Source organism: Citrobacter youngae, assembly GCF_003818115.1.
Taxonomy (GTDB): domain Bacteria; phylum Pseudomonadota; class Gammaproteobacteria; order Enterobacterales; family Enterobacteriaceae; genus Citrobacter; species Citrobacter youngae.
In genome coordinates this window covers 15,641-41,580 of the sequence record NZ_RPOI01000031.1, presented here as the reverse complement: position 1 = coordinate 41,580, position 25,940 = coordinate 15,641, and the positions used below count along the sequence as shown (strand labels likewise).

Annotated in this window: 25 protein-coding genes and 1 pseudogene; 11 read left to right on the top strand and 15 right to left on the bottom strand. The window is 50.3% G+C overall.

All coding sequences use genetic code 11. The features are described from left to right. Position 1 precedes the first annotated feature (1 nt). The 3 genes from EHN13_RS21760 to EHN13_RS21750 are packed head-to-tail and all read right to left on the bottom strand — an operon-like array spanning position 2 to position 3,048. A complete protein-coding gene (locus EHN13_RS21760) occupies positions 2 to 1,564 on the bottom strand; it encodes an ABC transporter substrate-binding protein (protein ID WP_124022076.1) in 1,563 nt (520 codons plus the stop codon). Positions 1,565 to 1,579: 15 nt separating this feature from the next. Next, positions 1,580 to 2,167 (bottom strand): D-alanyl-D-alanine dipeptidase, encoded by a 588-nt coding sequence (gene ddpX, locus EHN13_RS21755; RefSeq protein ID WP_124022075.1) that lies wholly within the window; start codon positions 2,165 to 2,167, stop codon positions 1,580 to 1,582. A 14-nt stretch (positions 2,168 to 2,181) separates the two neighbouring features. Continuing rightward, positions 2,182 to 3,048, bottom strand: a complete 867-nt coding sequence (locus tag EHN13_RS21750; RefSeq protein ID WP_048211666.1) for a MurR/RpiR family transcriptional regulator — start codon at positions 3,046 to 3,048, stop codon at positions 2,182 to 2,184. 399 nt (positions 3,049 to 3,447) lie between these two features. Between EHN13_RS21750 and hdeB the strand changes: the two genes are divergently transcribed. The 3 genes from hdeB (at position 3,448) to EHN13_RS21735 (ending at position 6,482) form a co-directional block, all read left to right on the top strand. Next, positions 3,448 to 3,777, top strand: coding sequence for an acid-activated periplasmic chaperone HdeB (hdeB, locus tag EHN13_RS21745; protein ID WP_005122660.1), 330 nt, complete (start codon positions 3,448 to 3,450; stop codon positions 3,775 to 3,777). A gap of 155 nt (positions 3,778 to 3,932) precedes the next feature. Continuing rightward, positions 3,933 to 5,876: a methyl-accepting chemotaxis protein gene (locus EHN13_RS21740; RefSeq protein WP_124022074.1), complete on the top strand. Its 1,944-nt coding sequence runs from the start codon at positions 3,933 to 3,935 to the stop codon at positions 5,874 to 5,876. Positions 5,877 to 5,963: 87 nt separating this feature from the next. After that, the gene (locus EHN13_RS21735) at positions 5,964 to 6,482 is read left to right on the top strand and encodes a hypothetical protein (protein WP_101742195.1); all 519 of its coding nucleotides are present in this window, start codon (positions 5,964 to 5,966) and stop codon (positions 6,480 to 6,482) included. Here EHN13_RS21735 and EHN13_RS21730 read toward each other — a convergent pair. Further along, positions 6,479 to 7,846: a glycoside hydrolase family 10-like protein gene (locus EHN13_RS21730; protein ID WP_124022073.1), complete on the bottom strand. Its 1,368-nt coding sequence runs from the start codon at positions 7,844 to 7,846 to the stop codon at positions 6,479 to 6,481. The two genes, EHN13_RS21735 and EHN13_RS21730, sit on opposite strands and share 4 nt — an antisense overlap. A 12-nt stretch (positions 7,847 to 7,858) precedes the next feature. After that, positions 7,859 to 8,143 (bottom strand): VF530 family protein, encoded by a 285-nt coding sequence (locus tag EHN13_RS21725; protein ID WP_048211670.1) that lies wholly within the window; start codon positions 8,141 to 8,143, stop codon positions 7,859 to 7,861. Between the two features lie 181 nt (positions 8,144 to 8,324). Here EHN13_RS21725 and EHN13_RS21720 point away from each other — a divergent pair. The 5 genes and pseudogenes from EHN13_RS21720 to EHN13_RS21700 all read left to right on the top strand — a co-directional run. Continuing rightward, positions 8,325 to 8,509: pseudogene (locus EHN13_RS21720) on the top strand (hypothetical protein); the annotation flags it as partial. A gap of 287 nt (positions 8,510 to 8,796) precedes the next feature. Further along, on the top strand, positions 8,797 to 9,189 hold the full coding sequence (locus tag EHN13_RS21715; RefSeq protein WP_116360092.1) for a hypothetical protein: 393 nt from the start codon (positions 8,797 to 8,799) through the stop codon (positions 9,187 to 9,189). A 211-nt stretch (positions 9,190 to 9,400) separates the two neighbouring features. Further along, complete coding sequence (locus tag EHN13_RS21710; protein WP_124022072.1) at positions 9,401 to 10,576, top strand: capsular polysaccharide export protein, LipB/KpsS family; 1,176 nt, start codon at positions 9,401 to 9,403, stop codon at positions 10,574 to 10,576. A 68-nt stretch (positions 10,577 to 10,644) separates the two neighbouring features. Next, positions 10,645 to 11,409 (top strand): trans-aconitate 2-methyltransferase, encoded by a 765-nt coding sequence (gene tam, locus EHN13_RS21705; protein WP_124022071.1) that lies wholly within the window; start codon positions 10,645 to 10,647, stop codon positions 11,407 to 11,409. Positions 11,410 to 11,560: 151 nt separating this feature from the next. Further along, on the top strand, positions 11,561 to 11,938 hold the full coding sequence (locus EHN13_RS21700) for a GFA family protein (protein WP_048211675.1): 378 nt from the start codon (positions 11,561 to 11,563) through the stop codon (positions 11,936 to 11,938). 84 nt (positions 11,939 to 12,022) lie between these two features. Here the strand turns inward: EHN13_RS21700 and EHN13_RS21695 are convergent, their stop codons facing one another. The 7 genes from EHN13_RS21695 to sad form a co-directional block, all read right to left on the bottom strand. Then, positions 12,023 to 12,937, bottom strand: coding sequence for a bestrophin family protein (locus EHN13_RS21695; RefSeq protein WP_061067892.1), 915 nt, complete (start codon positions 12,935 to 12,937; stop codon positions 12,023 to 12,025). A 206-nt stretch (positions 12,938 to 13,143) separates the two neighbouring features. Then, positions 13,144 to 14,595 carry a tagaturonate reductase gene (locus EHN13_RS21690; RefSeq protein ID WP_048211677.1) on the bottom strand — a complete coding sequence of 484 codons (1,452 nt, stop codon included), beginning with the start codon at positions 14,593 to 14,595 and terminating at the stop codon, positions 13,144 to 13,146. A gap of 106 nt (positions 14,596 to 14,701) precedes the next feature. Next, positions 14,702 to 15,229 carry a GNAT family N-acetyltransferase gene (locus EHN13_RS21685; protein ID WP_061067890.1) on the bottom strand — a complete coding sequence of 176 codons (528 nt, stop codon included), beginning with the start codon at positions 15,227 to 15,229 and terminating at the stop codon, positions 14,702 to 14,704. An 80-nt stretch (positions 15,230 to 15,309) separates the two neighbouring features. After that, entirely contained in the window at positions 15,310 to 15,669 is a 360-nt protein-coding gene (locus EHN13_RS21680; protein WP_048211679.1) for a DUF4186 domain-containing protein, read from the bottom strand. Further along, complete coding sequence (gene glsB / locus EHN13_RS21675; RefSeq protein ID WP_048211680.1) at positions 15,669 to 16,595, bottom strand: glutaminase B; 927 nt, start codon at positions 16,593 to 16,595, stop codon at positions 15,669 to 15,671. The genes EHN13_RS21680 and glsB overlap by 1 nt, the downstream gene beginning before the upstream one ends. A 62-nt stretch (positions 16,596 to 16,657) precedes the next feature. After that, positions 16,658 to 18,235, bottom strand: a complete 1,578-nt coding sequence (locus tag EHN13_RS21670) for a methyl-accepting chemotaxis protein (RefSeq protein WP_124022070.1) — start codon at positions 18,233 to 18,235, stop codon at positions 16,658 to 16,660. Positions 18,236 to 18,337: 102 nt separating this feature from the next. After that, a complete protein-coding gene (sad, locus tag EHN13_RS21665) occupies positions 18,338 to 19,726 on the bottom strand; it encodes a succinate-semialdehyde dehydrogenase (protein WP_115643406.1) in 1,389 nt (462 codons plus the stop codon). 102 nt (positions 19,727 to 19,828) lie between these two features. On the opposite strand from sad, the gene ptrR reads away from it, so the two are divergent. Beyond that, entirely contained in the window at positions 19,829 to 20,704 is an 876-nt protein-coding gene (ptrR, locus tag EHN13_RS21660) for a putrescine utilization regulator PtrR (protein WP_061067887.1), read from the top strand. Here the strand turns inward: ptrR and EHN13_RS21655 are convergent. The 3 genes from EHN13_RS21655 to dtnK are packed head-to-tail and all read right to left on the bottom strand — an operon-like array spanning position 20,701 to position 23,687. Continuing rightward, complete coding sequence (locus tag EHN13_RS21655; RefSeq protein WP_048211684.1) at positions 20,701 to 21,462, bottom strand: DeoR/GlpR family DNA-binding transcription regulator; 762 nt, start codon at positions 21,460 to 21,462, stop codon at positions 20,701 to 20,703. The two genes, ptrR and EHN13_RS21655, sit on opposite strands and share 4 nt — an antisense overlap. A gap of 1 nt (position 21,463) precedes the next feature. Continuing rightward, the gene (locus EHN13_RS21650; protein WP_061067886.1) at positions 21,464 to 22,450 is read right to left on the bottom strand and encodes a D-threonate 4-phosphate dehydrogenase; all 987 of its coding nucleotides are present in this window, start codon (positions 22,448 to 22,450) and stop codon (positions 21,464 to 21,466) included. Further along, positions 22,443 to 23,687, bottom strand: a complete 1,245-nt coding sequence (gene dtnK, locus EHN13_RS21645) for a D-threonate kinase (protein WP_048211686.1) — start codon at positions 23,685 to 23,687, stop codon at positions 22,443 to 22,445. Before dtnK ends, EHN13_RS21650 begins: the two co-directional genes overlap by 8 nt. Before the next feature lie 171 nt (positions 23,688 to 23,858). Between dtnK and EHN13_RS21640 the strand changes: the two genes are divergently transcribed. Next, complete coding sequence (locus EHN13_RS21640) at positions 23,859 to 25,028, top strand: iron-containing alcohol dehydrogenase (RefSeq protein WP_124022069.1); 1,170 nt, start codon at positions 23,859 to 23,861, stop codon at positions 25,026 to 25,028. Beyond that, entirely contained in the window at positions 25,021 to 25,905 is an 885-nt protein-coding gene (locus EHN13_RS21635) for a dihydrodipicolinate synthase family protein (RefSeq protein ID WP_061067885.1), read from the top strand. The genes EHN13_RS21640 and EHN13_RS21635 overlap by 8 nt, the downstream gene beginning before the upstream one ends. The last annotated feature ends 35 nt before the right edge of the window (positions 25,906 to 25,940 follow it).

Sequence of the window (25,940 nt, the reverse complement as noted above, 5' to 3'; positions counted from 1 at the left end):
TTTATTTACTCATGGTGGAGATATTGAAGACCTGTTCCAGCATGGGGTTGAAGACAAAACCTTTGACGTCTTTATTCATCGCCAGCTGGTAGTTTTTCTGGAATAAATAGACGTAAGCCGCTTCATCAATGACGATGGTTTGCGCCTGCTGGTAATCATTGGTTCTGGCGACCTGGTCGGTGGTGGCCAGCGCGCTGCGCAGCAACTTATCGACCTCACTGTTTTCATAGAATGAACGGTTACCCGGCAAGCCTTTCTTATCCGACTCGAACCAGTAGTTCATGAACATGTACGGGTCAGCAAAGTCCGGGCTCCAGTTACCGATGGCAATGTCATAGTCACCTTTACCGACGCGATCGCGCATGGTGGCATTCGCCAGTTTTTCCAGTTTCACCTTAATACCTAACTTGCCGAGGCTGGCCTGAGTGGAGAGCGCAATTGGCTCCCAGTTAGGATCGTTATCGGAATACAGGAAGCCCAGGGTTTCGGGTTTGTTGGCAACGTTACCTATTGCTTCTTTTGCTTTCGCTTCATCAAAGCTGTACTGCATGGCCTTGTCATCAAAACCCCACATCCCCTCAGGAATAGGGCCACGCATCTGCTTGCCGTTACCGCTGAGGATCCCATTTACCATGCCTTTATAATCGGTGGCCCACGAGATGGCGCGGCGCAAATCCACCTGATTGAGCGGCGCTTTACTGTTATTCAGATACAGATAGGTGACGCGCAACGAGGGATAATCCGCCACGTTCACTTTGCCTTCCTGTTTGAGAGCAGCAAGCTGGTCAACAGGAAGCGCATCGGCAATGTCGATATCGCCTCGGGACAGTTGCAAACGACGGGAAGCGCTTTCTCCGATGATCTTGACCGATACGCGTTTAAACGTGGGTTTAGGGCCGGAATAATGTGGGTTGGGTACCAGTACCAGTTGTTGTCCTTTTTGCCAGATCTTCAACATGAAGGGACCAGACCCGGCCGTATTTTGTGCCAGAAATCCACGGGCATCATCAGCGGCATGCTCTTTTAAAATCGCCGGGTTGATAATTGAGGCACCGTCATTTGCCAGCGTATATAAGAACGGCGCGAATGGTTGGCTAAGGGTAAATTTCACCGTGTTGCTGTCGATGGCATCAACTTTCAGATCTTTCGGAAATGCCTCAGCCGGCCCTTGACCGATCTTGAGCAAGCGCTCAAAAGATTGTTTTACTGCATCAGCGGTCACTGGCGTGCCGTCGGCGAATTTTGCATCGCTTTTCAGGGTAAAGATCCATTCTTTTTGGTCATCAGACGCTTTCCAGCCGCTGGCCAAATCACCTTCAACTTCCGTGGAACCTTTGCCGCCCTCTGTTTTGTACTGAACCAAACGCTGATATGAGGGATAGGTCACCGTCCAGTCGTTGTTATCGATTGTTACAGCGGGGTCGAGCGTTTGTGGATCGGCGGCTTTACCGATAACCAGCATATCTTTAGGGACGGCGGCCTGTGCGGCAGGCAAAGCGACCGCCAGCGCAACGGCTAACAGAGCGGGGCGAAAAAACGAGGTTAACGCAGGTGTAGTCTTCATAACCAGGCTCCAGAATTAAAGGGGATGTTGTGTTGTTATAGACGTGACAGTGTAACAAGTTATTTGATCGTCAAGCAGCGGGTAACGCGCGGCATTTGGCAGTTCGAAATGCCACCACTCGCTGTTGATGCCGACAAAACCGCCGCCGAACATGATGGCATTGAGCAGCAGTCGATTACGCTGCGCAGCCGGAGGAACTGAAGGGTGCCAGGCATGGGAACGGTCATGCATTTCATCAAAACCAGCCCCCATATCGAGCACATTACCGCGAGCATCCATCAGCGTGACGTCAATGGCCGTACCCCGGCTGTGATTCGAACCGATCGCAACATCCACCACATACTGCGGATCCGGACAGGCATTCCACAGTATCGCCTGCGCCTGTTGTGGGCGGTAGGCGTCATACACCACCAATGACAAACCCGCCAACTGCGCGATGCTGATGCTTTTAGCCAGTGCAGTGACGGCCTCGGAATGCAGCAGGCAGCGCGCTTCCTGGTAGATGGGCGCACCGGTAATGTTATCGGCTGTAGCGTATTTCAGGTCGATATGCAGTGACGGGAAAATCACCGACAAATCGACCAGTTCTGGGGTATCTGACATAGCACGTTTCCTGTTTATTGTTCGAATTGACCAAATTGTTGTTGTAACTGGCGGTTAGTTTGCAGGCGTCCTGCGAGGGAGTCGCCCAGTTGCGCCACCACCGCGGAGAGTAATAAGTTGAACAGGCAACTTACCGGAGCAAGTGAATCCCAGAAGTGCCCGGTATCCGTTTTCACCTGAAGTAAATCAATGGCATAGTCTCTGGCCCAGGGGCACCATACATCCGTGATTAACGCGAGAGGAATGCCGCGCTCACTGGCAACGCGGCAATATTGTCGGGATGTCGCCGAGTAAGCGCGCGTATCGGTGATCACGACATAAGGTTGATTAAATCCCGAGTTCAGCGACTCAACCCAGCTACCGGAAAGCCCTTCGGAGTAACTCACTTTCGGGCGCAGATATTCCAGATGGCTAAAAAAGGCGTTAGCGATCCCGCGGGTGGACTGGATCCCAAGGATATAAACGGCTTCTGCCTGCGCCAATTGCTGCGCAATACGTAAAAATGTCTCGCTTTGCGCCAGTTGGTAGACGTGGGTGATAGCGTCAATCTCCAGCAACAGCGACTGTTGTGCGCGGTCAGGTAGATTTTGCTGCTGGTGCCAGGAGTCCAGGCGCTCGTTCATTCCCCAGGGCTGATAGGGAATAGCCGGTATTTCACGCAGGCTGGCTTTCGCATCTTCCAGGTTACGAAACCCGAGTTTACGCAGGTAGCGCCCGACGGTAATGCCACTGGTTCCTGCTGCTTTCGCGATGCCGTCTGCCGTTTCAAAAGGGATCTGTGCAGCGTGCGCTAACAACCAACCGGCAACGCGCTTTTCACTGGGCGTTAGCTGGCTAAAGGTCCTTTCTATGCGGGCAAATAACTCAGGTTTTGATGTCATTACCATCTCGCTGTTAGTTGTTTGTCAGATACCGCGTCACTGTTACCGGATTAACAATGCAGGACGCGTGCCAGGTCGGCGACAGCGCTGCGTCGGGGTTCTTTGTTAAAAAACATCAATTTTCATTAACCAATGATCAACATTTGTGCAGCGTAGTTCAGTTTTGGTGCAAAGGTAGGGTAAGTGAGGGATGAATCTGCTGATTTCGTCGTAACGATCACATTGTGTGCAACATTTCTTATCAGACATCAGAATCAGTAATGTGAAATATAAATTTCAGCCATATCGATGGCCGTAATATTTATTCTTCTGACGGTGGGAGTATTATTTTTTGCGAACTACATTAACGGTTTAAAGCGCAAGTGTAGATATTATCTGGATTATAAATGGAGTACTACAATGAATAAATTCTCCCTTTCTACAGCAGGCATCCTGGTCGCAGCGCTGTTAACCAGTGTAAGCGTCAATGCAGCAACTGATAACGCTAAAACTGAAGTCACTCCGAAAGGCATGAGCTGCCAGGAGTTTATTGATTTGAACCCGCAAACTATGGCTCCGGTTGCTTTCTGGGTGCTGAATGAAGATGAAGACTTCAAAGGCGGCGACTTCGTTGACTATAACGAAACCATCACTACAGCTGTGCCTCTGACCGTTGAACTTTGCAAAAAACATCCGCAAAGTGAATTAAGTAAAATAAAAGAAGAAATCAAAAAAGAATTATCTAAATAAGATTATCCATGTATTAAAACCCAGCCTGAGTGCTGGGTTTTGCTATATGTGACAACGTCACTTATTTATTTCGTAAGACTTAAGAAAACGTTATAAAGATATAAACTCCTGTGCCGATACTGGGTAAAAGTTAGCCTTTTGCAGAAGGAGTTTGTATGGCCTGGTATCCTACTCGTATTTCAACGCGGTTAACCATTGGCGGCATCCTGCTGCTTGCGGTGACCACCCTTGTTATTGTTGCAATTATGCTCTGGCGTGGTCAGCCACGCGTCGTCGAAATCAATACCGCTCTGATAGAAGAAACAGGGCAAGGTTTAACCCGTCAACTGAGTACTGTGCTATCCCGAATCGAGGGCGAAACCGTCAGTCTGTCACGACTGGCCGAAGTACTGCCTAATGATGAGTCTTTGTATCAAAGCGTGGTTCCACACCTGATTGGCGAAGACAGCCACTCAATTATTACCGGCGGCGGGATCTGGCCAGAGCCAAACGCGTTTACCCCGGGAGTAGATAAACGTAGCTTTTTCTGGGCGCGCAATGCTGAGGGCAAGCTTGATTTTTCGAATGATTATAATGCCGAAGGATCTGCCGGTTATCACAATGAAAGTTGGTATCAGCATGCCAAAGGTCACTCACAGAATAGTTGCCTGTGGTCTGATGTTTACCAGGATGCCAGTTCCGGCGTGAACATGGTGACGTGCAGTATTCCGTATCAATTAGCCGGCAAGTTTGCCGGTGTGGCCACCACCGATATTCGTCTGGATAACGTAGCGACCTTTATGCAGCAGCAAGGCAACAGCACCGGCGGCTACGCATTTGTGGTTGATAAACAGGGGCAGATCCTCTATTTCCCCCAGGCCGATCAGACAAAATACAAAACCTTTAGCGATCTGGCGCAAAGCGCACACTGGCTGGCTCCGGTAGAAGCCGGGCTGAAATCGCCGCGCGCGACTGATGGCGTGAAAACCATCACGCTGGAAAGCGATAACGTACTGAATGCTCCGTCACGCGTAATGTTGTTCCCGATGGCTGATACTGGCTGGGTCGTAGGGCTGGTGACACCGGAAACGCGCATCGTTGGCCTCGCCAAAGTCATGATGCAGGATGTGCTGGAAGTGCTGATCCCGATTATGACCGTGTTGCTGGTAGGATCATGGCTGGTGGTGCGTCGCTTGATCTCTCGTCTCGATGATACACGTCGCGCACTCGATGATATCGCACAGGGTGAAGGCGATCTTACCCGACGTCTGGATGTTCGAGGTAAAGATGAGATTTCAGATATCGCGGAAGCCTTTAACCTGTTCGTCGATAAAATTTCTGCCATTCTGATCACCGTCAGAAGCAGTAGCGTGGTGGTAGCCAATAACGCCGTCAGCCTGGCCGACAGTAACATGGAGCTTTCTTCACGGGTAACTCAGCAGGCGGCTGCGCTGGAAGAGAGCTCGGCCGCGATGGAACAATTAAATGCGACCGTTCATCAAAATGCGAGCAACACGCAACTGGCAGATGAACTTTCCGACAACACTGCGCAAACGGCGAATCGCTGTGGCGACGTGATGCAAGGTGTGATCTCGACAATGGATAACGTCAGTGCCTCGTCCGGTAGAATGGTGGAAATTGTAGCGGTCATCGACAGTATTGCATTCCAGACCAATATCCTGGCGCTGAATGCCGCCGTTGAAGCCGCCAGAGCAGGGGATGCAGGCAGAGGATTTGCGGTTGTTGCCTCTGAAGTTCGTACCCTGGCACAGCGCAGTGCCACTGCAGCCCAGGAAATCAAAGCGTTGATTGATGAGTCCGTTTCGCATGTTGGCAGCAGCAGCCAGCAAATCCACAATGCAGGTGAGCGCCTGGAAGAGCTGGTCAACAACGTGCGTCAGGTTAGCCAACTGATGGGGGAAATCCGTGTCGCGGGTGACGAGCAACGTAAGGGCGTTTCCGAAGTGACGCTCGCCGTCACCGAAATGGACAGCACCGTGCAGCAAAACGCATCGTTGATTGATGATGCCGCCACGCGAACCCAGGTACTGAAAGAAGAGGCGGAACAATTAGCGTTACTGGTTTCCTCCTTCAAATTGCCGGAGCCTTCAGCGGCCTGATCCCCACGTAAAGTATCCGGGGGCATCGTCTGCACCCGGATAACTCCAGGCTACACTTAACGTAGTTAACACGTCGGGAGCCGGAGTATGGCTGAGTTTGTCGTAGCGATGCTGGTGCACACACCGGTGTGGGTGTATGTCTTGTTGGTCTTCCTGTTATTTCGTGGGATTAAAGCCAGGATACCCGCTACCGTTACGCTGGAAAAGCTGGCACTGATCCCGGCGCTCTTTCTTTTTTGGGATATTTACGATTTAGCCACTTACCGCGATCAGTCCATCAGTACGTATCTGCAGTGGATGGTTGGTATTATTAGCGGCGCGATAGTGGGCTATATGTTGATAAACCCCAGTCGTCTGGCACGCAGTAGCGCACCACGCAGCATTCATCGCCCGGCAGATTACTCTGCATTACCGTTCATGATGTTGGCCTTTGGCATCAAATATGTACAAGGTGTATTGAATGCTATCGCTCCCGATATTTTACGCCAGCCGGTAATGAGCGCGTTGGCAATTATTACCGGTGGCGTGCTCGCCGGGGTGTTTATCGGGAAATTTATCCGCTACGTCAGCGTTTATCTCCGGTCACCAGCCCCCGGCAATACTTAGCGTCCCCAACGGTCACGAATATAGGTCACGGCTTCCTGGGTTTGCGGTTGGTTAAGATAGTCCTCTCGAAACAAGATAGTGCCATTAATATTCGGTTCAGACTCGTTCAGATCGAGTTGTTTTTTAAGCTCCGGCACACCGCCTTGTATCGTCCAGTCCGGTTCTTTTCGCGACGGCTCACCCACTTTATACAGCGCCACGCCAATATACAGGCGGGTATTGGTGGATTTCACCACGCCAGCCCACCATTTTGCCAGTACATCATAACGCGCCGCATCACGGGCGAAAGGCCAGTACAGCTGTGGTGCGATGTAATCCAACAGACCTAATTGCACCCAGCGCCGGGTATCGGCATACGATTCATCATACGCTGCCGCACCACGGGTGTCGGAGCCTGCCGGATCGTGGGAGCGATTACGCCACACGCCTGCAGGACTGACGCCAAACTCCACGTCAGGCTTAAGCTTTTTGATGGTCTGTGAAACCTGTTCGATCAGCCGTTGCGTGTTATGACGTCGCCAGTCCGCTTTTGAATCAAAACCCTGGCCATACCGTCTGAAAGTCTGGCTGTCGTTAAGCGCCGAACCCGGCGATTCGGTATAGAAGTAGTCGTCAAACTGCACGCCATCCACCGGATAATTCTCAACGACTTCCGCCACGATGCTGGTTATCCAGTCGCGCACGTCAGGAATACCCGGGTCCAGTACAAAACGGTCACCCGATGTACGGATCCAGTCCCGATGCAGAACATAAACGCTGGACGGGTTCTGCGACAGCGTGCGGTTTAATTCTGCGACCGTTGAAGGCTTCGTATTGACGGAGACACGGTAGGGGTTAAACCAGGCATGAACTTTCATCCCGCGTTTGTGCGCCTCATCGAGCATAAATTGCAACGGATCGTAACCAGGATCCTGGCCGATGGTGCCGGTCAGAGTGTCTGACCAGGGGAGAATTTTGGATTGCCACAGCGCAGTGCCGTCCGGTTTCACCTGGAAAAAAACGGTATTGATCCCAAGACGTTTCAGATTATCCAGCTTATCCGTCAGCGCTTTTTGCTGCTGGCTGATGCGGATGGCGGGCGAACTGATGTTTACGGATGAGACTGGCGGCCAGTCCAGACGGGAAACCGTTGCCAGCCAGATACCACGAACCGGTTCTTTGCTCTGTTGCGGCGTTGTGACCGGGGGGTGAGGGCTAACCTTCGGCCCTGGCGGTTGTGAAGAGCAACTGCCAAGTAACAGCATACTGCCAACCAGTGCAGCGAACCATTTCACGTTGGTTAGCGGTAGCGAGTTGCGGGAACGGGCGAGCAGAGTCGCCAGTTTTTTCTGATAATGACCTGAAAAAAAACCGGATGCTGACATCGAATTTTGCTCTTATTTTTTCTTGTTGCGGCTGTTAGCCCAGGGATCAATAGCAGGAGCAGTGGGTTCTGGTGCAACGTCATACAGAGAATCAAGATACAGTGCTTCAACTTCTGCTCGCGCCCACGGCGTACGACGCAGAAACTTCAAACTGGATTTAACGCTCGGTTCATTTTTAAAACAGTTAATGTTTATCCGTTGGCCAAGTTCAGCCCAACCATAACGATTAACCAGGGCATTGACCTGCATTTCAAGCGTCACGCCATGTAAGGGGTCTTTAGAAATGTGAGCATTCATATGAAGTCCAGTTCGGTGGTTCCAGATTTTGTCAGTTGCACGAGCGCAAGGTTACAAGAAAGCAAGGCGACCAGCAATGGTATAAACTGGCATAGCACGGTGAATGAGTACCAGGCCAGCAATGTGCGCGCAGTACTTGAAACAGGCGAAAGAGAAGGGCGAAGTGACTATTCCCGGCGGCCAGGCTAATGATGTCTATACGCAAGGTCATAGTTTTGGAAAATGGCTGCTTAATGATGTTGTATTGCGCATTTCTAACTTAGCTGATCAAGTGGGTATCAAGGCCATCATGGTGCATGCCATTGATGACAAGGCCGGGCCTTCTATGAGTATTTTGTAATGGGGGGAACCCGTAGAGGGTTATGAGTCAGGTACGTATTGATTTGATTTAACATAATATACATTATGCGCACTTGGATAGAGAGAAGTGAAATCTGCCATACTGGGTTCATCATTGTGCTGGTCATTGATAACGCCTGACAGCGTTGTTCCTGGATTCAGGCTGTTCACCGACTACCATTCAAACCATATACTTTACGCATACGTCAAATCGCTGACGTTGCAATTGCTCACTCAGTCCTTTTCGCGTACAACCACAAGGTACGACACAAACCTGTGCCCTGGAATTTCACAGCAACGGACCCTACAGCACAATGCAAAGAACTATCCATGTTCATCAAAATGACAACGCTATCTTACGCGTCGCGTTTCTATTGGTTCTTTCATTCACACTGACCGGTTGTGCGTTGACCCGCGTCTCTGCCAGCTCACATGACAAAGACGTCGATGAGCTAAATGTTATTGGCTTGAATCTGGATGCTGCAAGGCAAAAAGCAATCGTGGATGGTTTTGTGTGCAGTAAGGATGCAAACCTCAATCAGGTACAAACCGAAAGTGGCAGTCATAAATGGTTACAAACGGAATGCAGTAAAAAAAGCCTGGAACTGTTCTGCCCACAAATGCGGTTTATAGTATTCAATGTTGACCCCGATACAAATAAAGTTGTTGATGTGGGGAAATATATTAATCAGCATACTTGTTTCTGAATATGACATCGGCACCAGTAGGGCCTATGTCATATCGATATCCCCCTTCTGTCTCCACTTCTATTCAAGAGTACCGGATTGTATTGATCCTATGAAAATAATATAATACCTACATATTTTTAATGATAATCGTTACTGTTTAGCGGACAGCCGACTGCCAAATAAAGATTAGCCTAACCTAAAGTTTTATTTACATTAATCATGTGGAGTTATGATGAATGATTTAAATCGTTTTTACTTTGACTTACCACAATGGCTAGGTAAGAGTGAAGGAATTCATCGACAATTTATTGGTAACTTTATATCTTGTCTCCATGATGAACAATTACAAGTAGTACTGAATCCAGTTAGTTTTCCCTGTTATGGTCTTAAAAGACTGGCAATTAAAGAATCTATTACATTCTCCTTTCACTCATATAATAATGACAAAAATGTTTTCTCGATAAAAGAATCACCTATATATGGACTGTACTCTGTAGATAAAAATGGATATTCGGGGTGGGCAGATATTTGTGTTAACTTCAGTTCATATATCGATAAAATAAATGAAATAGATCACGACAGTGCCAAAAATATCATTGGCGAGAAGCGGGATTTTTTCAGGGAGACAAAACTCTCCAAGCATCAACAACCACATAACCACGTTGATCTCCCCTCGAATTACCTTTTTTTCCCCATGCAGGTCAACTCTGATTCGGTTACCGATCATGAGAACATCAGCGCCATGGAGGCATTAGACTATGTTGCAGCATTGGCTAAAAAGACAAATCGAAAGTTGGTAATCAAACGCCACCCGATGTGTAAATCCAGAGGTGTTGATGCCAAGATTGCGTATCTATTAGCAACCAACGAGAATGTTTTGTCTGTTGATGCTAATATCCACGAATTAATTGAAGGGAGTTCTGCCGTTATCGCATGTAATTCTGGTACAAGCATTGAAGCCTTGATTTTCGGTAAACCAGTTTATTGCTTTGGGCGAAGCGAATGGTACGAAGCCACACATAAAATTGAAGTCTTAGAAGATTTCGATGCGATATTTTTGAATGATACACACAGTACCATGTCTGCTTTCCAGGAGAAGTTGATAGCATATTTATTATCTGAATATTGGATTCAATTTGATGACATTGAGTCTATTAAGGAAAAAATAAAATACTGCATAAGCCTCTATGAGAGCAACTACGGTGATGACTTTATCGACAACCATAATAATGGTGAATGTTATGTCAGGAGTTTTTTGAATGCCCAAAGAGAGATCGCGATCCTGAAGAGAAAGCAAAAGAAGTATAAGAAAGATTATGAATTATTATCTTTTGTAATGCGATTTGTCCTATTTTTACCCTTTAAAGCTACACTTACTATGCTGGGAAGGAACAAGAATCATTGATTCTGAGGGCGTGATGGAAATTGCTGGCTCAGAATCATACTATTTCATCGCATACAGGATACAGAAACATGGCTGACTGGAACCCTTCGCTCTATCTGCAATATGAAACCGAACGTTCGCGACCCGCAGCTGAATTACTCAGCAGAGTCGCGCTGGAGAATGTCCGCTCAGTCGTCGATCTCGGCTGCGGCCCGGGTAACAGCACCGCATTGCTACATCAACGTTGGCCATCAGCGCAAATATCAGGCGTGGATTCTTCGCCGGCAATGCTGAGCGAAGCGCGTAACGCGTTGCCTGGCTGTCATTTTATCGAAGCGGATATTAGCGCATTTCAGACAGAAGAGCCCGTAGATCTGTTGTATGCAAACGCATCTTTGCAATGGGTTCCCGATCACTATCAGCTGTTCCCCCACCTGGTCTCTCTGCTGGGGAAAGATGGCGTATTGGCTGTACAAATGCCGGATAACTGGCTGGAGCCAACACATGTTCTGATGCGTGAAGTTGCCTATGAACTGGGTTACCCCGATCGCGGCCGTGCGCCTCTTCCCGGAGTGCATGCGTACTATGATATTTTGACTGACATGGGTTGCGATTGCGATGTTGATATCTGGCGTACAACCTACTATCACGTTATGGATTCACACCAGTCAATTATCGACTGGGTGAGTTCGACGGGGTTGCGTCCCTGGTTGCAGGACCTGAGTGAAAGCGAACAACATCGCTATCTGGCGCGTTATCATGCATTGCTGCAGGAGCAATATCCACTGCAAGAGAATGGGAAAATACTGCTGGCGTTTCCGCGGTTGTTTATCGTTGCTAAACACAATTCTTAAGCACTGACCTCCTGGTATCAGCCTCTTTATACCAGGGGCTGATAATTATTGTGAATTCCCCATGCGCGCCCTCGCCTTTTTACGATGAGGATCTAGTGATGAAGCCAGTCATCTGCTAGTGTCTGAGAACGTTTACTGACGGGGGGTTGTCATGTCTAAAATCTACATTGGCGGTTGTCTGTGTGGCTCTGTTCGCTTTACCGCGACGAGCCCTAATAATTCGCATACCTGCTCGTGCGATATTTGCCGCAAGCATACCGGTGCACCAACCGTCGTCTGGATTGAATTTAATGCTGAAAATGTAGAATGGACGGGAAAAGCGGGTAAACCGACTACCTGGCGTTCTTCAGAAACATCCAGTCGCGCTTTTTGCCCTCAATGCGGAAGTTCAGTTGGTGCCATTGATGATGCTCCGGTAATAGCGCTATTAGCGGGCGTTTTTGATGATCCCAATGATGAAGATCTGGCCCCCGAGTTTCATTCATTTACCGATATGCAGCCTGCGTGGTGGCAAAGAGAATTCGGCTAAAACCGCACTCACCGGCGCATCAAGTCTTACCTATTCCTTCCGTGAAACAATAAGAGCTGGTCGTGTTACCAGCTCTACCGGATGCTATGTCAGCTGGTAATGCTTATCTGGCATATGTTTCGCCGGCACAACGGTTTCATCATTCATCTGCAGCAAATCGATTTCAATCGCATTACAAATCGCATCGAGTGGCAGATCATTATTCTCTGTACCAAACGGATCTTCGAGTTCTTCGGCAAGCGTATCGAGCGAGATAAAAGTATAGGAAATAAGCACCGAGATGAACGGTGTCATATAGTGTAAATCCACCACTAACGCGAACGGCAGCATGATGCAAAACAGATATACCGTGCGATGCAGGATTAAGGTGTAAGCAAACGGAACGGGTGTGTTCGCGATACGCTCACAACCTGCCAGCACTGCTGACATATCATTTAACCTGTTGTTTAAACTGTGAAATAATATATCAGATAGCTGCCCATTTCGTCTGCGAACGGCCAGCCACTCCCCCATCATCAGCAGAATGCGGTTGGCCGGTGATTGAGCCGCAAAAACGGTCTGTAAATCGCTCTCGCTGAGATATTTCGCCAGGGGTTCCGCCTGCGGTTGTCGACGTAAAGTCATACGCAGGCAATGGGCAAATGCGATTTGCAAACGAACGAACTGTCCCAGTTCAGCATCGTCTGGTAAGGTCGTTTTCACCTCACGCAGAAGCGAACGGGAAGCAATCATCAACTGCCCCCATAAATGTCGGGCTTCAACATAGCGCGAATAACAGGCGTTGTTACGAAAGCCTAAGAAGATTGCAATTGCGACACCAAGAATGCTGAACGGTGCCAAAGTAAATTTGATACCCAGCATCGTATACCATGGCAGCATGATGATAACGGCAATGGAGAGCAGGAAATTCAGCAGCAAGCGTGAAAAGATTTTGGATAATACTGAGCCATGCCAGACGAATATCAGGCGTAGCCAGTGTTGTTGGGGGCGAACGATCATGGTTATCTTCGGAAAATGTGAAAGCCGGGACATTAAACGTGATCGCGATCAATGTTGCAAGCTTATAGCAACATTATCTAAACATCTTTTCCTGCTGACCATAGTGGGCATTGAAGCTTCAGCTGTGCTCCATTTTTAGAAGTTATATTGTATGTTGTAACTAAATAAGGACGATAAAAAAACCCGGTCTGAACCGGGTTAACGTATTAGCACAGTGGCTTAACCGCTTCGCGCATGCCTTTCGCCAGGATAGAATCCAGGTCGGCAGAAACCTGTTCGACCAGCCCGGGAACCTGTGTCAGATCCTGTTCCCAGTGATCTTTTACGGCCAATACCGCGTTGACCAGCGCTTCGGTAGTAATCTGGCGGTCACGATGCTGAGCCCACAACACCTGGAAACGCTCCATCCAATGCGCATCATCCTGAACCGGATAAGATTCACCGTTACGCTCACCACGGTAGAAAGCAATCAAGGCTGCCAGGGCAAATGTCAGGCGCAGCGGCAGTTGGCCGCTGGCCTTCTGCCCTGCCAACAACTGCGGCAGAATACGGGTGCGGAATTTGGTCATGCCATTAAGCGCAATCGACAATAGTTGATGCTTAATGTACGGGTTGCAGAATCGGCCGGTCACCGCGCTGGCAAATGAAGCCAATTCATCACGCGGCAGATCCAGCACCGGAATAATCTCTTCATAGATAGCTTTCTCAACGAAGGCGCGAATCTCAGCATCATTCATTGCCTCACCCACGGTATCAAGCCCTGCCTGCCAGGCGACCGGTACCAGGGCTGTGTGCGCACCGTTGAGAATGGCGACTTTACGCTCTTTATACGGCTTGATGTCATCAACAATCAGAACATTCAGCGGGTATTTATCGAGGCGAAGTTCAGTGGCTAATGATTTTGGCCCCTGAATAACAAACAGATAAAAGTGTTCTGCGGTATCAAGAAACGCATCATGATAACCCAGTTCAGCTTCAAGCTTCGCAACTTCGTCACGTGGGTAACCGGTAACAATACGGTCCACCAGCGTAGAACAAAATGCGTTTGCCTGGTCCAGCCACTGTACGAATGCTTCCGGCAACGCCCATTCCTGAGCATAACGCAAAACCAGTTCATGCAGCGCTTCACCATTGTAATCAATCAGCTCGCAAGGAATGATAATCCAGCCTTTATCAAGCGCACCGTTGAAATGGCTATAGCGTTCGAACAGCAGTCGGGTCAGTTTCGCCGGATAACTCACAGCCGGCGCATCATCAAACTTATCACCCGCGTGGTAGCTAATACCCGCTTCCGTGGTGTTAGAGAAAACAAAACGCATTTCAGGATTATGCGCCAGCTTCAGGAACTCATCGTATTCGCTATAGACGCTGATTTCGCGGTTAACCGAACGAATTAAACGGGCATCGCTGACGGCCTCGCCCTTTTCATTCAAACCACGAATGATGGTGGTATAGAGACCATCCTGGGTACTCAGTGACGGCGGAAAAGTACTTTCGATAGGACGAACAATGACCACACCAGCGTTCAGATCGGTATGTTCATTCAGCAGATCAACTTGCCAGTCAACAAAGGCGCGCAGGAAGTTTCCTTCACCAAACTGAATAATGCGTTCAGGATAGTGAGCACCGGGAAAATCGCGACGATTTAGTGTTTGCACAATGGGTTCCCTTTTTGATTAGTCATACAACCTGATTGAATTGGTCTAATAGGTTAGCAAACTTTAATACAATGAAACCCTGTTTTGATCAATCCCCGATGACAAATTAGAGCGTTTTATAAAAAAGTGTGGTTCCGGCCACTGTTCCATCAGGCATTTTTGCATAGTCAGGGATTACCCCTGCTTTTTGCCATCCACAATTGTGGTAGAACAACTCGGCGGCGCTGCCTGTAGACGTATCAAGAACCAGGAGGGTTTTCCCTTCATGATGGGCGCAAATTTCCAGTGTATTCATCAATTCCCGGGCTATCCCGCACCGCCGTGCAGAGGTATGAACCAGGAGTTTGGCAACGTCTGCACGATGAGGCTGGTTTTCGGGTTGATCAATAATGAGCTGAACGGTCCCAACAAGGGTCCCTTGCGCATTTTCAGCCCCCAGAACAATGCGTTCTCCACAAGAGACACTTTGTGCAACACGCGTCCAAAAAGGCCGCGACTTATCGCGGTTAAAAGGGAGCATAAAACTGACAGATGCGCCATCGTTCACGCACTGTTCAAGGACATCACTAAGCTCGTCGATTCTCGACAGGATCTGTTCCGCGCTCAGTATAAAGCAGGGGGTGTGGGTAGCCATTTAGTCTCCTTAGATTGACCCCTTCATACTGCAATTAACAATTACATAACACAAGGAGTCGAATCATAGGATTATGTTATCTATGGCTTATTCATTTGCAGCACTAACCAGTGGTAGATAACAGTGACAACGTAACGTTGCTGTTGCTCGCTCAACGGTTGCCCCTGAGGTATATCATGCCATTTGGCCAGACATCCCCTACAGCAGGTCGCCGTGGCATGTTGAGCGATAAACACCGGATGTCCACGCATCGGCGTTTGCTTTCCGTCATTGGTCGGGAGCGCGGGAGCCAGGCGCTTAGCAATAAAATCGGCCGCATGTTGTTCAATGACCGGCGCACCTTTTTCCAGACAATATTGTCTTTCTTTCTGACCGAGACGAAACCGCGATCGAAAAGTCGATTTCGCCAGTCGGGCAAAAAGCGAGTCGAGCGTGTTCATCAGTAAACCGAGCGCCCTAACTGTTGAGTTAATTGTTCCAGTACCGCAATACCCGCCAGCGAGTTCCCTGCGGGATCCAGTTCCGGACTCCAGACCGCAATCGCCATCTCATGCGGCACGATCGCCACAATACCACCACCGACACCCGATTTCGCCGGCAAACCTACCCGCCAGGCAAACTCCCCGGCATTTTGATACATACCGCTGGTCGCCATTAGCGCGTTAATCTGCCGCGCCTGCATCGGCGTGACCACGGGCTCCGCAAGATGAAAGGCATGCCCCTGATTCGCCAGAAAGACGAACGTGCGCGCCAGCTCCACACAGCTCATTTTCAGCGCGCAGTAGTGAAAATAATTTTGCAGAACGGTCGTCACATCGTGATGAAAATTACCAAAGGACTTCATCAGCCAGGCAATTGCCGCGTTGCGGGCTGAGTGCTCAAACTCAGAGCGTGCCACCGTCGTATCATAAGCAATATCTGAAACGCCACTTAATGCACGTACCACTTCCAGCATTCGTTGCCGTGGCGCACTCAGGCGACCTTGCAGCATATCGCAAACCACCAATGCCCCGGCATTGATAAAGGGATTACGCGGTATACCCTGCTCCATTTCCAGCTGCACCAGCGAGTTAAACGGGTGACCGGAAGGATCTTTGCCAACACGTTGCCAGATCTCGTCTTCCTGGTAATGACGCATTGCGACAACCAGGCTAAGCACCTTTGAAATCGACTGAATAGAAAAACGTTCTTGCGCATCCCCCGCCTGATAGTGCTGACCATCAACGGTGCAAATGGCAATACCCAGTTTTGAGCCATCGACGGAGGCTAATGCAGGAATATAATCGGCAACTTTTCCCTGACCAATCAGCGGACGAACCTGCTGCACAATGGTCTCTAAAATTGAATTGTCCATGGCCCTGGCCACAACATGCTCCTTGCTCGCAGGTATGAAAGGCCTGCGAGTATAACAGAGCTGAATACACAGCGTCAGGCCGGAAGACGGAATCTGGCAACGGCCTGCATAAGCTGATGAGATTCATGATGTAACTGTAAGGAGGAATCAGACGCAGCATTCACCAGATCGCTGGTCTGTCGGGCTTCGTTATTCAGAGCCTGAAGCTGACTGGTCAACTCGTGAATACGGGTTCCTTGATTCATCGTCGCAGCAGAAATATCATTCAGTAAGGCGCCAAGATTTTCCACCAGCGATATAATCTGCTGTAAGTTGTCATCCAGTCCGTTCACCGCATGAAATCCTTCGTCAATACCCGCTAAGGAATGATGAATCAGCGCCTGAATATTCTGCGTGGACTGACTGCTTTTTCTCGCCAACAACCCAACTTCTTTTGCAACAACCGCAAATCCACGCCCTTGTTCACCAGCATGCGCAGCTTCAATCGCCGCATTTAACGCCAGAATATTGGTCTGAAACGCGATGCTGTCAATCAGTGAGATGATCCCGCGCATCTCTGATGAACGGGCAACAATTGCCTGCATCGACGCATTTACCGTTGCCATCATCCGGTTGCCACCCGCAGCAATATCCCGCGCCTGCACGGCGCGTTGATTCGCCAGTTGAGCAAACCCACTGTTATCCTCAACATGTGTTTCCAGAAACGAAATATGTGATGTCACCGTATTTAGCTCATCGCTCTGTTTCGCGGATTGCTGATATAACTGTTTATTGCTTTGCGTAAGCTGAGTGATATTTCCCACCATTGAGGTCGTAGCGTCATTCACCTGTTGCACCAGCATCCGTAGCCCCTGCTGCATCGCGTCGATACGTGAGCTCAGTTGTGTCACTTCACGATTAAACTGGCTCACCTGGGGGGCTGGACGGGAAAGATCGCCAGCCGCTAACACATCAATATGATCGATCAGTCGTCTCAGTGGCGCGATTACCCAGCGGGACATACTGCGCCAGACCAGTACCGCAATCACCACCAGCACAAGAGGAATAAATAAAAAGAGGTGCTGTAAACGTTCAAGACTGGTCAACAGCTGCTCTCGCCCTTTTTCCGTCTGCTGGAAACTGTCTTGCTGAAAACGTGCATAATTTTCATTAAAGTCTGTCTGAAACGCCTGAACAGGCACGGCAAAAAACGCATCAATGCTATTGGATTGCATTAATCCATCGGCCTGCTCCTGAATACCGCTATAAAAACGCTGATAGCTCTCCATCAAGTCGGGAGGCTGATGCGGATCCATTGCAAGCCAGGCATCCCATGCCGTTTTTGACTGCGTTAACGCATGCTGGGCCTCTTCCATTAACGGGCGCCAGCTCCCTTCCGAGCCGGTAGCCGCATCCTGCATAAAGTAAACGCCAGCACGATTAAGTAAGTCGCTGGCAGATAACAACGCCACCCTTGCTTCATCGATCTTCGACTGTTGCAAAAGCACCTGCTGATTATGCTGTTCATTAATCTGCGCGTCCCTGACAGAGGCTGAGAGCATAAGCGAGGATGCAATCTGCAAAACAGAGAACAGTGCAATAATACAAATGATACCGGTTAACAGACCAAACTGACGGGGAGTCAGGCGACGAAAAATTTGCGTTATGTTCATATTACTCTTCTGTATCAAAGCGTTAGGCGCGAGTGTACGCAGAGTAAATGACAAATTTATTGCAGAAATAAGACGGGTGCCCCTGCAGAGGCACCCGGGCTATCAGAGACGGTTTTTCCAGACGGTTTGCACATTGCAAAACTCATGCAGACCAAAGTGAGAAAGCTCACGACCAAAACCGCTTTTCTTCACGCCGCCAAAAGCAACGCGAGCATCACTGGCACTGTAACCATTAATAAACACGCCACCACACTCCAGGCGGGCCGCCATAGTTTGCGCCAGTGCCTCATCCGCGGTAAACAACGTCGCCGACAAGCCGAACTCACTGTCATTAGCCAGTGCTAATGCGTGCTCAGCATCCTTCGCGACGGTAATCGCCGCAACCGGGCCAAACAGCTCCTGACGAAACGCAGTCATTTCCGGCGTAACATCACCCAGTACCGTCACGGCATAGTAATTACCCTGACCAGCTATTTTTTCCCCACCGAGGAGTAAGCGCGCCCCTTGAGCCAGTGAATCTTCAACCTGCTGATGCAGTTCATCCCGCAGATCAAAACGTGCCATTGGGCCGAGATCGTTCTCTTCATTTAGCGGATCGCCCATTTTCAGTGCACTGGCTGCCGCAACAAAACGGTGGGTGAATTCTGCCGCAATCCCTTCTTCAATAATAAAGCGTTTCGCTGCGGCACAAACCTGCCCGGTATTCTGATAACGCCCTGCCACTGCGGCTTTAACCGCTAAATCAAGGTCTGCATCATTAAGCACGATAAACGGATCGGAACCGCCTAACTCAAGCACGCATTTCTTCAGCGCTGCACCAGCCTGAGCGCCAATCGCAGCACCAGCACGAACGCTGCCCGTCACCGTTACCGCCGCGATACGCGGGTCATTGATCATCTGACTCACCCCGGCGTTATCGGCATTCACCCAGCCATATACCCCAGCGGGTATTTCCGCATCGGTAAAGACCTGGGCGATAATCGCGGCACAACCAGTGACATTCGGTGCATGCTTTAACAGATAGCCATTTCCGGCCAGCAAAATCGGCACGGCGCCGCGCATAACCTGCCAGAGCGGAAAGTTCCACGGCATGATCGCCAGAATAGTCCCCAGGGGACGGTACTCAATCACGGCCTGGTGATTCTCAACCTGCGTGGCCTCAGTACTGAGCATCGCTGGCCCATGTTCGGCGTACCAGTCACATAATGCCGCAGACTTTGCCACTTCCGCACGTGCCTGCCTGACGGGCTTACCCATTTCACGCGAGATACACTGCGCCATCTCTTCGGCGCGTTCACGCAGCGCTTGTCCGACCCGGCGCAACATCTGTGCGCGATGGGTGACGGTCGTGTGTTTCCATGCGTTGAATCCCGTCGCCGCCAGATTCAGCGCGTGGGTAATCTCATCGGCGCTGGCCCACGGCATTGCCGTCAGCATTTCGCCACAGGTCGGGTCAACGGAAATAGCATGTGTTGCTGCTGTGATGGTCATAAGTGCCTCTCTTTCTCGCAAGGTATGGTTATATCATGCGCAGGTTTACTCTTTCTGAAAAATGAATAATATTAACCATACCATTCACGAACAGAGAAAATTATGGACCTGACGCAACTTGAAATGTTCAATGCCGTCGCAGAGACCGGCAGCATCACGCAGGCTGCGGCGAAGGTGCATCGCGTGCCGTCCAATCTCACCACGCGTATTCGCCAGCTTGAAGCGGACCTTGGCGTCGATCTGTTTATTCGTGAAAATCAACGTCTGCGGCTTTCTCCCTCCGGGCACAATTTTTTGCGTTACAGCCAGCGGATCCTGGCGCTGGTAGAAGAAGCGAGGATGGTGGTCGCAGGTGATGAACCACAGGGATTGTTCTCTCTGGGATCGCTGGAAAGTACAGCCGCCGTGCGTATTCCGGCCACACTTGCCGAATATAATCAGCGCTACCCTAAAATCCAGTTTGCACTGGCAACAGGACCGTCCGGTACCATGCTGGACGGTGTGCTCGACGGTACGCTGAACGCCGCTTTTGCTGATGGCCCTATTACCCATCCAGGTCTTGAAGGAATGCCGGTGTACCGTGAAGAGATGATGATTGTCACCCCACATGGCCACCCCCCCATCAAACGGGCCAGCGATGTGAATGGTTACAATATCTATGCCTTTCGCGCCAACTGTTCCTATCGTCGCCACTTTGAAAGCTGGTTTCACGCCGATCGTGCCATGCCAGGCACGATCCATGAAATGGAGTCCTACCACGGCATGCTGGCCTGTGTGATTGCCGGCGCGGGAATCGCGCTGATTCCACGTTCTATGCTGGAAAGCATGCCAGGCCACCATCAGGTCAATGCCTGGCCGCTGAGTGAAAACTGGCGTTGGTTAAATACGTGGCTGGTCTGGCGTCGGGGGGCGATGACGCGACAGCTGGAAGCATTTATTGAGGTACTGGAACCTCAGCTGTCGCAAAATGCAGATTAACTGGCGAACGTCAGATGGCAAGGCAGTTGCTCAAGCTGCTGCCGCACCTCTTCATTGAGTCGCGCATCGGTCACGATATCCGTCAACGCATCCAGATGTGTGACGTTGAAAAGTGACCATGCACCGTATTTTGAACTGTCTGCCAGCAGTACGCGACGTTTGGCGTTTGCAATCAGGTCGCGCTTCAGACCGGCCTTTTCTTCCGTCGGTGCGGTGATCCCGCGGGTCAGATCCCAGCCGTTACAGCTTAGAAACGCGATATCCGGCCACACGTTTTGCAGCAGTTTACGCCCGTGCTCGCCGATACAGGACTGGCTGGAGTCATCAATACGCCCGCCAATGATCGTCACTTCAATTTGCTTGAACTCAGAAAGAAATAGCGCAATGTGCAGATCGCTGGTGATGACGCGCAACGGCAGATGGGTAAGCTGGCGCGCCAGTTCAATCATCGTCGTTCCCGCATCCAGGATAATGGCGTCCCCGGCTTTCACCAGGCTTGCCGCCGCGCAGGCAATAGCCTGTTTTTCCATCAGGCTGCGCTGCATTTTTTCATGTGTGGTTGGTTGTGAAGGGATAAACCGGTTAAGCGTCACGCCGCCGTGAGTACGGCTGATAACACCTTCCTGATCGAGTTTAATCAGGTCGCGGCGAATGGTCGCCGGAGAGGCCTGAGTCACAGCGACAAGCTGTTCAACTGTCGCCAGATTATGCCCTTTCAGATAATCCATAATCTGTTCTAACCGATTATATCCCTTCATTTTAATCCCGCGTAATTTGCATTGCTAACTGGATGGACACGGCCATGCTCTCAGACTTGGCTTTACCTGTCCAGGCAATATCAAACGCCGTGCCATGGTCTGCAGAAGTGCGAATAAATGGCAATCCGGCGGTGATATTCACCCCATCATAGAATCCCAGCAATTTTAGCGGAATATGGCCCTGATCGTGATACATTGCCACCACCATGTCATACATACCTTCGTGGCACTGCATAAAGACAGTATCTGGTGGACATGGTCCCGTAACATTTAACCCTTTCGCTTGCATTGCCTGCACCGCGGGTCCGACAATCGTTATCTCTTCCTCGCCAAACAGGCCATTTTCGCCGGCATGGGGGTTGACGCCTGCGACCGCAATACGTGGATTATCAAACCCGACACGACGCAGGAAATCATCTGCGACCTGAATGACTGTTTTTACACGCTGTTCACTGAGCGTATCAAGGAATTTACGTAGTGCAATATGCGTGGTGACATGAATCACTTTAAGCTGTTCGGTATACAGCACCATCGCATAGTCTTTGCTGTTGGTCAGTTGCGCCAGCAGTTCGGTATGGCCGGGATAATGATGTCCCGCCATGTGCAGTGCTTCTTTATTCAGCGGCGCAGTGGCAATGGCCTTAACTTCACCACTTAGCGCCAGTGCTGTAGCGCGTTTAATACAGCGATAGGCCAAATCACCCGCCTGCGCTTGCACCACCCCCGGTTCAAGCGCCGCAGGATCGGCAAGGGGTTCGTCAATCACGTTGATAACACCGGGGGCGAATTGCGCCTGGGTTACGCTGTCGATCACCCGGAGTTCCGCTGGCGGCGTGACATTTAATGACTGGATACGACGCAGCGTTTGGGCACATCCCACAACCACAACCGGCGCGCCAGACAGCTCTCCCTCCACCAGCGATTTAATAATAATCTCAGGTCCAATACCTGCAGGGTCGCCCATAGTTACTGCAATAATGTTATTCACTCATGTTCTCCTCGATAAAATTTAAAACCTGACGCAACGTCGTTTCGTCACCGAATCCCCCTGCTTTTGTCATAACCGGGCGTTGCCAGTCGCCACCGACAAAATGACCGTACGGCACACACTGGGCCACACGGTCAGTAATACGAAATCCTGTTGCCTTAAGGGCGTCTGCAACCGCCATCGCCACATCACCACCAGAGAGATACAGCGCGCCTGGCGATACCTCCTGCAAAACCTGCCGGATAAGCTGTCCAAGAAACTGGCAGATTTTTTCACCGAGCTGAGCGCGATTCATCCCCATACGCACGCACAGCTGCGGAATATGATGGCGTGCTTCACTGTCGGGACTTGTGTGAACAATGCAGTGCCTACCAGAGGAGAGGATCCTAACGATGTGCTGCGCGTACTCTGTCGAGCTACCGCTGAAGATATTTTCGATATCAATGAATACAGTCCCCACCTGCGGGTCCTGGTACACAGCGGCAATCTGCTGTTGAGCGATTTCACTCATTGAACCCACTACCGCCAGTAAACACTGTGAGGACGGTGTCCGGACATGGCGGGCCAGCGCGTCACAGATCCCGGCAGACCCCACCAGCAGCGGCAGCTCATCCTGCATCAGCGCATCAGTAACAATCACATCAAGGTCAGCGTCAGTCCGGGCATCCACAACCCAAATCTGCGGCGTCTCAACAGCAGGCTCGCGCAGGTGCTGCATGTAGTCATTCAGTGACATCGCCCGACACGCAATGGTGGTTTGTGCCTGTATCACCTCACAGATATCAGCACTCATCACCGGTGTTTTCGGATCGCTGGCAAATTCGGTCTGCGTTACCGGAATACCGTTAACGAGGCACTGCCCCTGCTCGGTGGTTCGCCCGACTGAGGGACAAGCCAGTGCCACGATGGCCCGCTTTTTACCTGTAATCCGCATTAACGCGTCCAGTTCGGCCCCCGGGTTTCCGCGCAATGTTGAATCTATTTTCTTCAGCCACTGCGTCTGAGGACCAGCCTGACTCGTCAGAGCCAGCTCACTTACTCTGGCGGCGGCCTGCTCTGCCTCCAGCGCACGACTATCCGTGTTGATGACCAGCACATCTGCATCATCGGCACAGGGCAATGTGAAAGCGACATTTACCGTCATTCCCGTCAGCGCCAGACTCACCCCCGCATCATTTCCCCCCGTAAAGTCATCAGCAATGACAAGGATCTGGGGTCTTACAACATGTCTACTCATCCATGCTCCGGGTTGTTGTATGTTGATAATGATTATATTCAATCACATTTGATTAAATGTGAGCAAGCTCAAGTTATTCATCTCCGAGATAAATTATAAATTTAGCCCATGATGCAATCGTTCCTGAATCTCAGTGAGCGAATTCAATCACTCGAACAACAGGAGAATGCTGTGGCAACAATCAATAGCACCGTCATTAGCGGTTCGAATGCTATCCCCGCACTGGAGCCGTTACTGGCAGGTAAACGCCAGCTGTTACTGGTGACGGATAGCAATATTGTCGGACTGGGCGCGGTAACACAGATCCGCAACTTACTGACCAACGATGGACGTCATGTGGCTCTGATTGACAATGTGCCTGCAGAACCCGGGCATCACGATGTCAGCGCACTATTAAAAAACGTACAAGGTCTCAACGTAGAAATGGTGATCGGTATCGGCGGTGGTAGCGTACTGGATGTGGCGAAACTGCTCTCCGTCTTATGCCATCCTGAATCTCCGACGCTTGACGCCATGCTGGCGGGAGAAAAACCGCTGCAACGCGTTGCTTCTGTGCTGATCCCCGCCACAGCAGGTACGGGTTCTGAAGCGACTCCCAATGCGATTCTGGCGATCCCGGAACAAAACACCAAAGTCGGCATCATTTCTCCGGTGCTATTACCGGATTACGTGGCCCTGTTGCCAGAACTCACCACCAGCATGCCGGCGCATATTGCCTCGTCCACTGGCATCGACGCGCTATGTCATCTGATCGAATGCTTTACCGCTACCGTCGCCAATCCGGTAAGTGATAACGCTTCGCTCATTGGCCTGCGTAAGCTACTCAACCATATCGAAATCTCCGTCAATGAGCCGGAAAATCTGCTGGCCAAACTGGAGATGCTGTGGGCATCGTATTACGGCGGTGTGGCGATTAATCATGCTGGTACTCACCTGGTCCACGCGCTCTCTTACCCGCTCGGCGGTCGATACCATCTCCCACATGGCGTCGCTAACGCCATTCTGTTAGCACCCTGCATGAAAGTGATTCGCCCATTTGTGGTCGACAAGTTTGCCCTGGTGTGGGATCTGCTGCCTGACGCTGACTCAACACTCAGTGCCGAAGAAAAATCCCGCGCCCTGGTGGAGTACTTCGCCACACTCGTGAAACGACTGAACCTGCCCGATAACCTGGCAACGCTTGGTGTACCGTCTACTGATATTCCCGCACTGGCCGATGCCGCACTGAACGTAAAACGCCTGATGAATAATGCTCCCTGCGAGGTGAGTCATAAGGATATTCAGGCCATTTATCAAACTCTGTTTCCAGAACTGAATACCAAAGGAGTGAATCATGAGTAAGAAAATCTGTGGTGTACTGACGGCAATCGTTACCCCGTTCGACCACGACGGCGGGCTTAACCTTAAAGAACTGAGAAACCAGGTAAACCGCCAGTTAAATGCCGGAAACGGTATTTTCTGCGGCGGCACAAACGGTGAGTTTTTTGTGCTCAACGAGGAAGAAAAAATAGCAGTGACCCGCACCTGCGTTGAGGAAGTTGCTGGGCGGGCGAACGTAGTGGCGCATATTGGTGAAATCTCTACCCGTGAAACCATTCGTCTGGGCAAGCAGATAGAAAAACTGGGCGTCGATGCCGTATCGGTGATTACCCCGTATTTTGTTCCGCTCAAACAGCAGGAACTGATAGCTCACTATACCGCGATTGCCGACGCGCTATCGGTACCGGTATTTCTCTACAACATTCCGGCACGTACGGGAAATACCATTGAACCGGAAACAGCCAGAGTGCTGGCGGCACACCCGAACATTATCGGGATCAAAGACAGTGCCGGCAGTTATGAAAGTCTTAGCAGCTTCCTGGATGCAGTTAAAGATATCGAGGGATTTGATGTGCTGAATGGTCCAGATTCACTCATTCATCAGGGATTTGTTGATGGCTGTTCAGCCTGTATTTCCGGTTTGGCGAACGTAGCGCCAAAAGAAATTAACGCTATCTGGGCGCGATTCAAGGCCGGTGATGTTGTCGGATCGCATGAAGCACAGGAAAGCGTCACAGGTTTGCGAACCGAGCTCTATAAAGTTGCGTTCTCGCCCGCCGCAGTCAAAAAAGCATTGCAAATCATGGGGCACGAGGTAGGCGCAAGCCGTTACGCTGTCACGTTTGATGCTCATCAGGAACGCCAGATCCAGCAAATTATCAATAACTATTTACGATAGACACTTTTACAGCGGCGGCAACGCCGCTTAACTAA

What these genes read in the sequence shown, in the direction of transcription:
- EHN13_RS21740 (WP_124022074.1), top strand. Translation starts at nt 3,933, where the DNA reads ATGGCCTGGTATCCTACTCGTATTTCAACGCGGTTAACCATTGGCGGC.
- EHN13_RS21710 (WP_124022072.1), top strand. Translation starts at nt 9,401, where the DNA reads ATGATGAATGATTTAAATCGTTTTTACTTTGACTTACCACAATGGCTA.
- EHN13_RS21685 (WP_061067890.1), bottom strand. Translation starts at nt 15,229, where the DNA reads ATGGCTACCCACACCCCCTGCTTTATACTGAGCGCGGAACAGATCCTG.
- hdeB (WP_005122660.1), top strand. Translation starts at nt 3,448, where the DNA reads ATGAATAAATTCTCCCTTTCTACAGCAGGCATCCTGGTCGCAGCGCTG.
- EHN13_RS21655 (WP_048211684.1), bottom strand. Translation starts at nt 21,462, where the DNA reads ATGAAGGGATATAATCGGTTAGAACAGATTATGGATTATCTGAAAGGG.
- ptrR (WP_061067887.1), top strand. Translation starts at nt 19,829, where the DNA reads ATGGACCTGACGCAACTTGAAATGTTCAATGCCGTCGCAGAGACCGGC.
- EHN13_RS21715 (WP_116360092.1), top strand. Translation starts at nt 8,797, where the DNA reads ATGCAAAGAACTATCCATGTTCATCAAAATGACAACGCTATCTTACGC.
- sad (WP_115643406.1), bottom strand. Translation starts at nt 19,726, where the DNA reads ATGACCATCACAGCAGCAACACATGCTATTTCCGTTGACCCGACCTGT.
- EHN13_RS21750 (WP_048211666.1), bottom strand. Translation starts at nt 3,048, where the DNA reads ATGACATCAAAACCTGAGTTATTTGCCCGCATAGAAAGGACCTTTAGC.
- tam (WP_124022071.1), top strand. Translation starts at nt 10,645, where the DNA reads ATGGCTGACTGGAACCCTTCGCTCTATCTGCAATATGAAACCGAACGT.
- dtnK (WP_048211686.1), bottom strand. Translation starts at nt 23,687, where the DNA reads ATGAGTAGACATGTTGTAAGACCCCAGATCCTTGTCATTGCTGATGAC.
- EHN13_RS21760 (WP_124022076.1), bottom strand. Translation starts at nt 1,564, where the DNA reads ATGAAGACTACACCTGCGTTAACCTCGTTTTTTCGCCCCGCTCTGTTA.
- EHN13_RS21725 (WP_048211670.1), bottom strand. Translation starts at nt 8,143, where the DNA reads ATGAATGCTCACATTTCTAAAGACCCCTTACATGGCGTGACGCTTGAA.
- EHN13_RS21670 (WP_124022070.1), bottom strand. Translation starts at nt 18,235, where the DNA reads ATGAACATAACGCAAATTTTTCGTCGCCTGACTCCCCGTCAGTTTGGT.
- EHN13_RS21695 (WP_061067892.1), bottom strand. Translation starts at nt 12,937, where the DNA reads ATGATCGTTCGCCCCCAACAACACTGGCTACGCCTGATATTCGTCTGG.
- EHN13_RS21635 (WP_061067885.1), top strand. Translation starts at nt 25,021, where the DNA reads ATGAGTAAGAAAATCTGTGGTGTACTGACGGCAATCGTTACCCCGTTC.
- ddpX (WP_124022075.1), bottom strand. Translation starts at nt 2,167, where the DNA reads ATGTCAGATACCCCAGAACTGGTCGATTTGTCGGTGATTTTCCCGTCA.
- EHN13_RS21700 (WP_048211675.1), top strand. Translation starts at nt 11,561, where the DNA reads ATGTCTAAAATCTACATTGGCGGTTGTCTGTGTGGCTCTGTTCGCTTT.
- EHN13_RS21735 (WP_101742195.1), top strand. Translation starts at nt 5,964, where the DNA reads ATGGCTGAGTTTGTCGTAGCGATGCTGGTGCACACACCGGTGTGGGTG.
- EHN13_RS21680 (WP_048211679.1), bottom strand. Translation starts at nt 15,669, where the DNA reads ATGAACACGCTCGACTCGCTTTTTGCCCGACTGGCGAAATCGACTTTT.
- EHN13_RS21730 (WP_124022073.1), bottom strand. Translation starts at nt 7,846, where the DNA reads ATGTCAGCATCCGGTTTTTTTTCAGGTCATTATCAGAAAAAACTGGCG.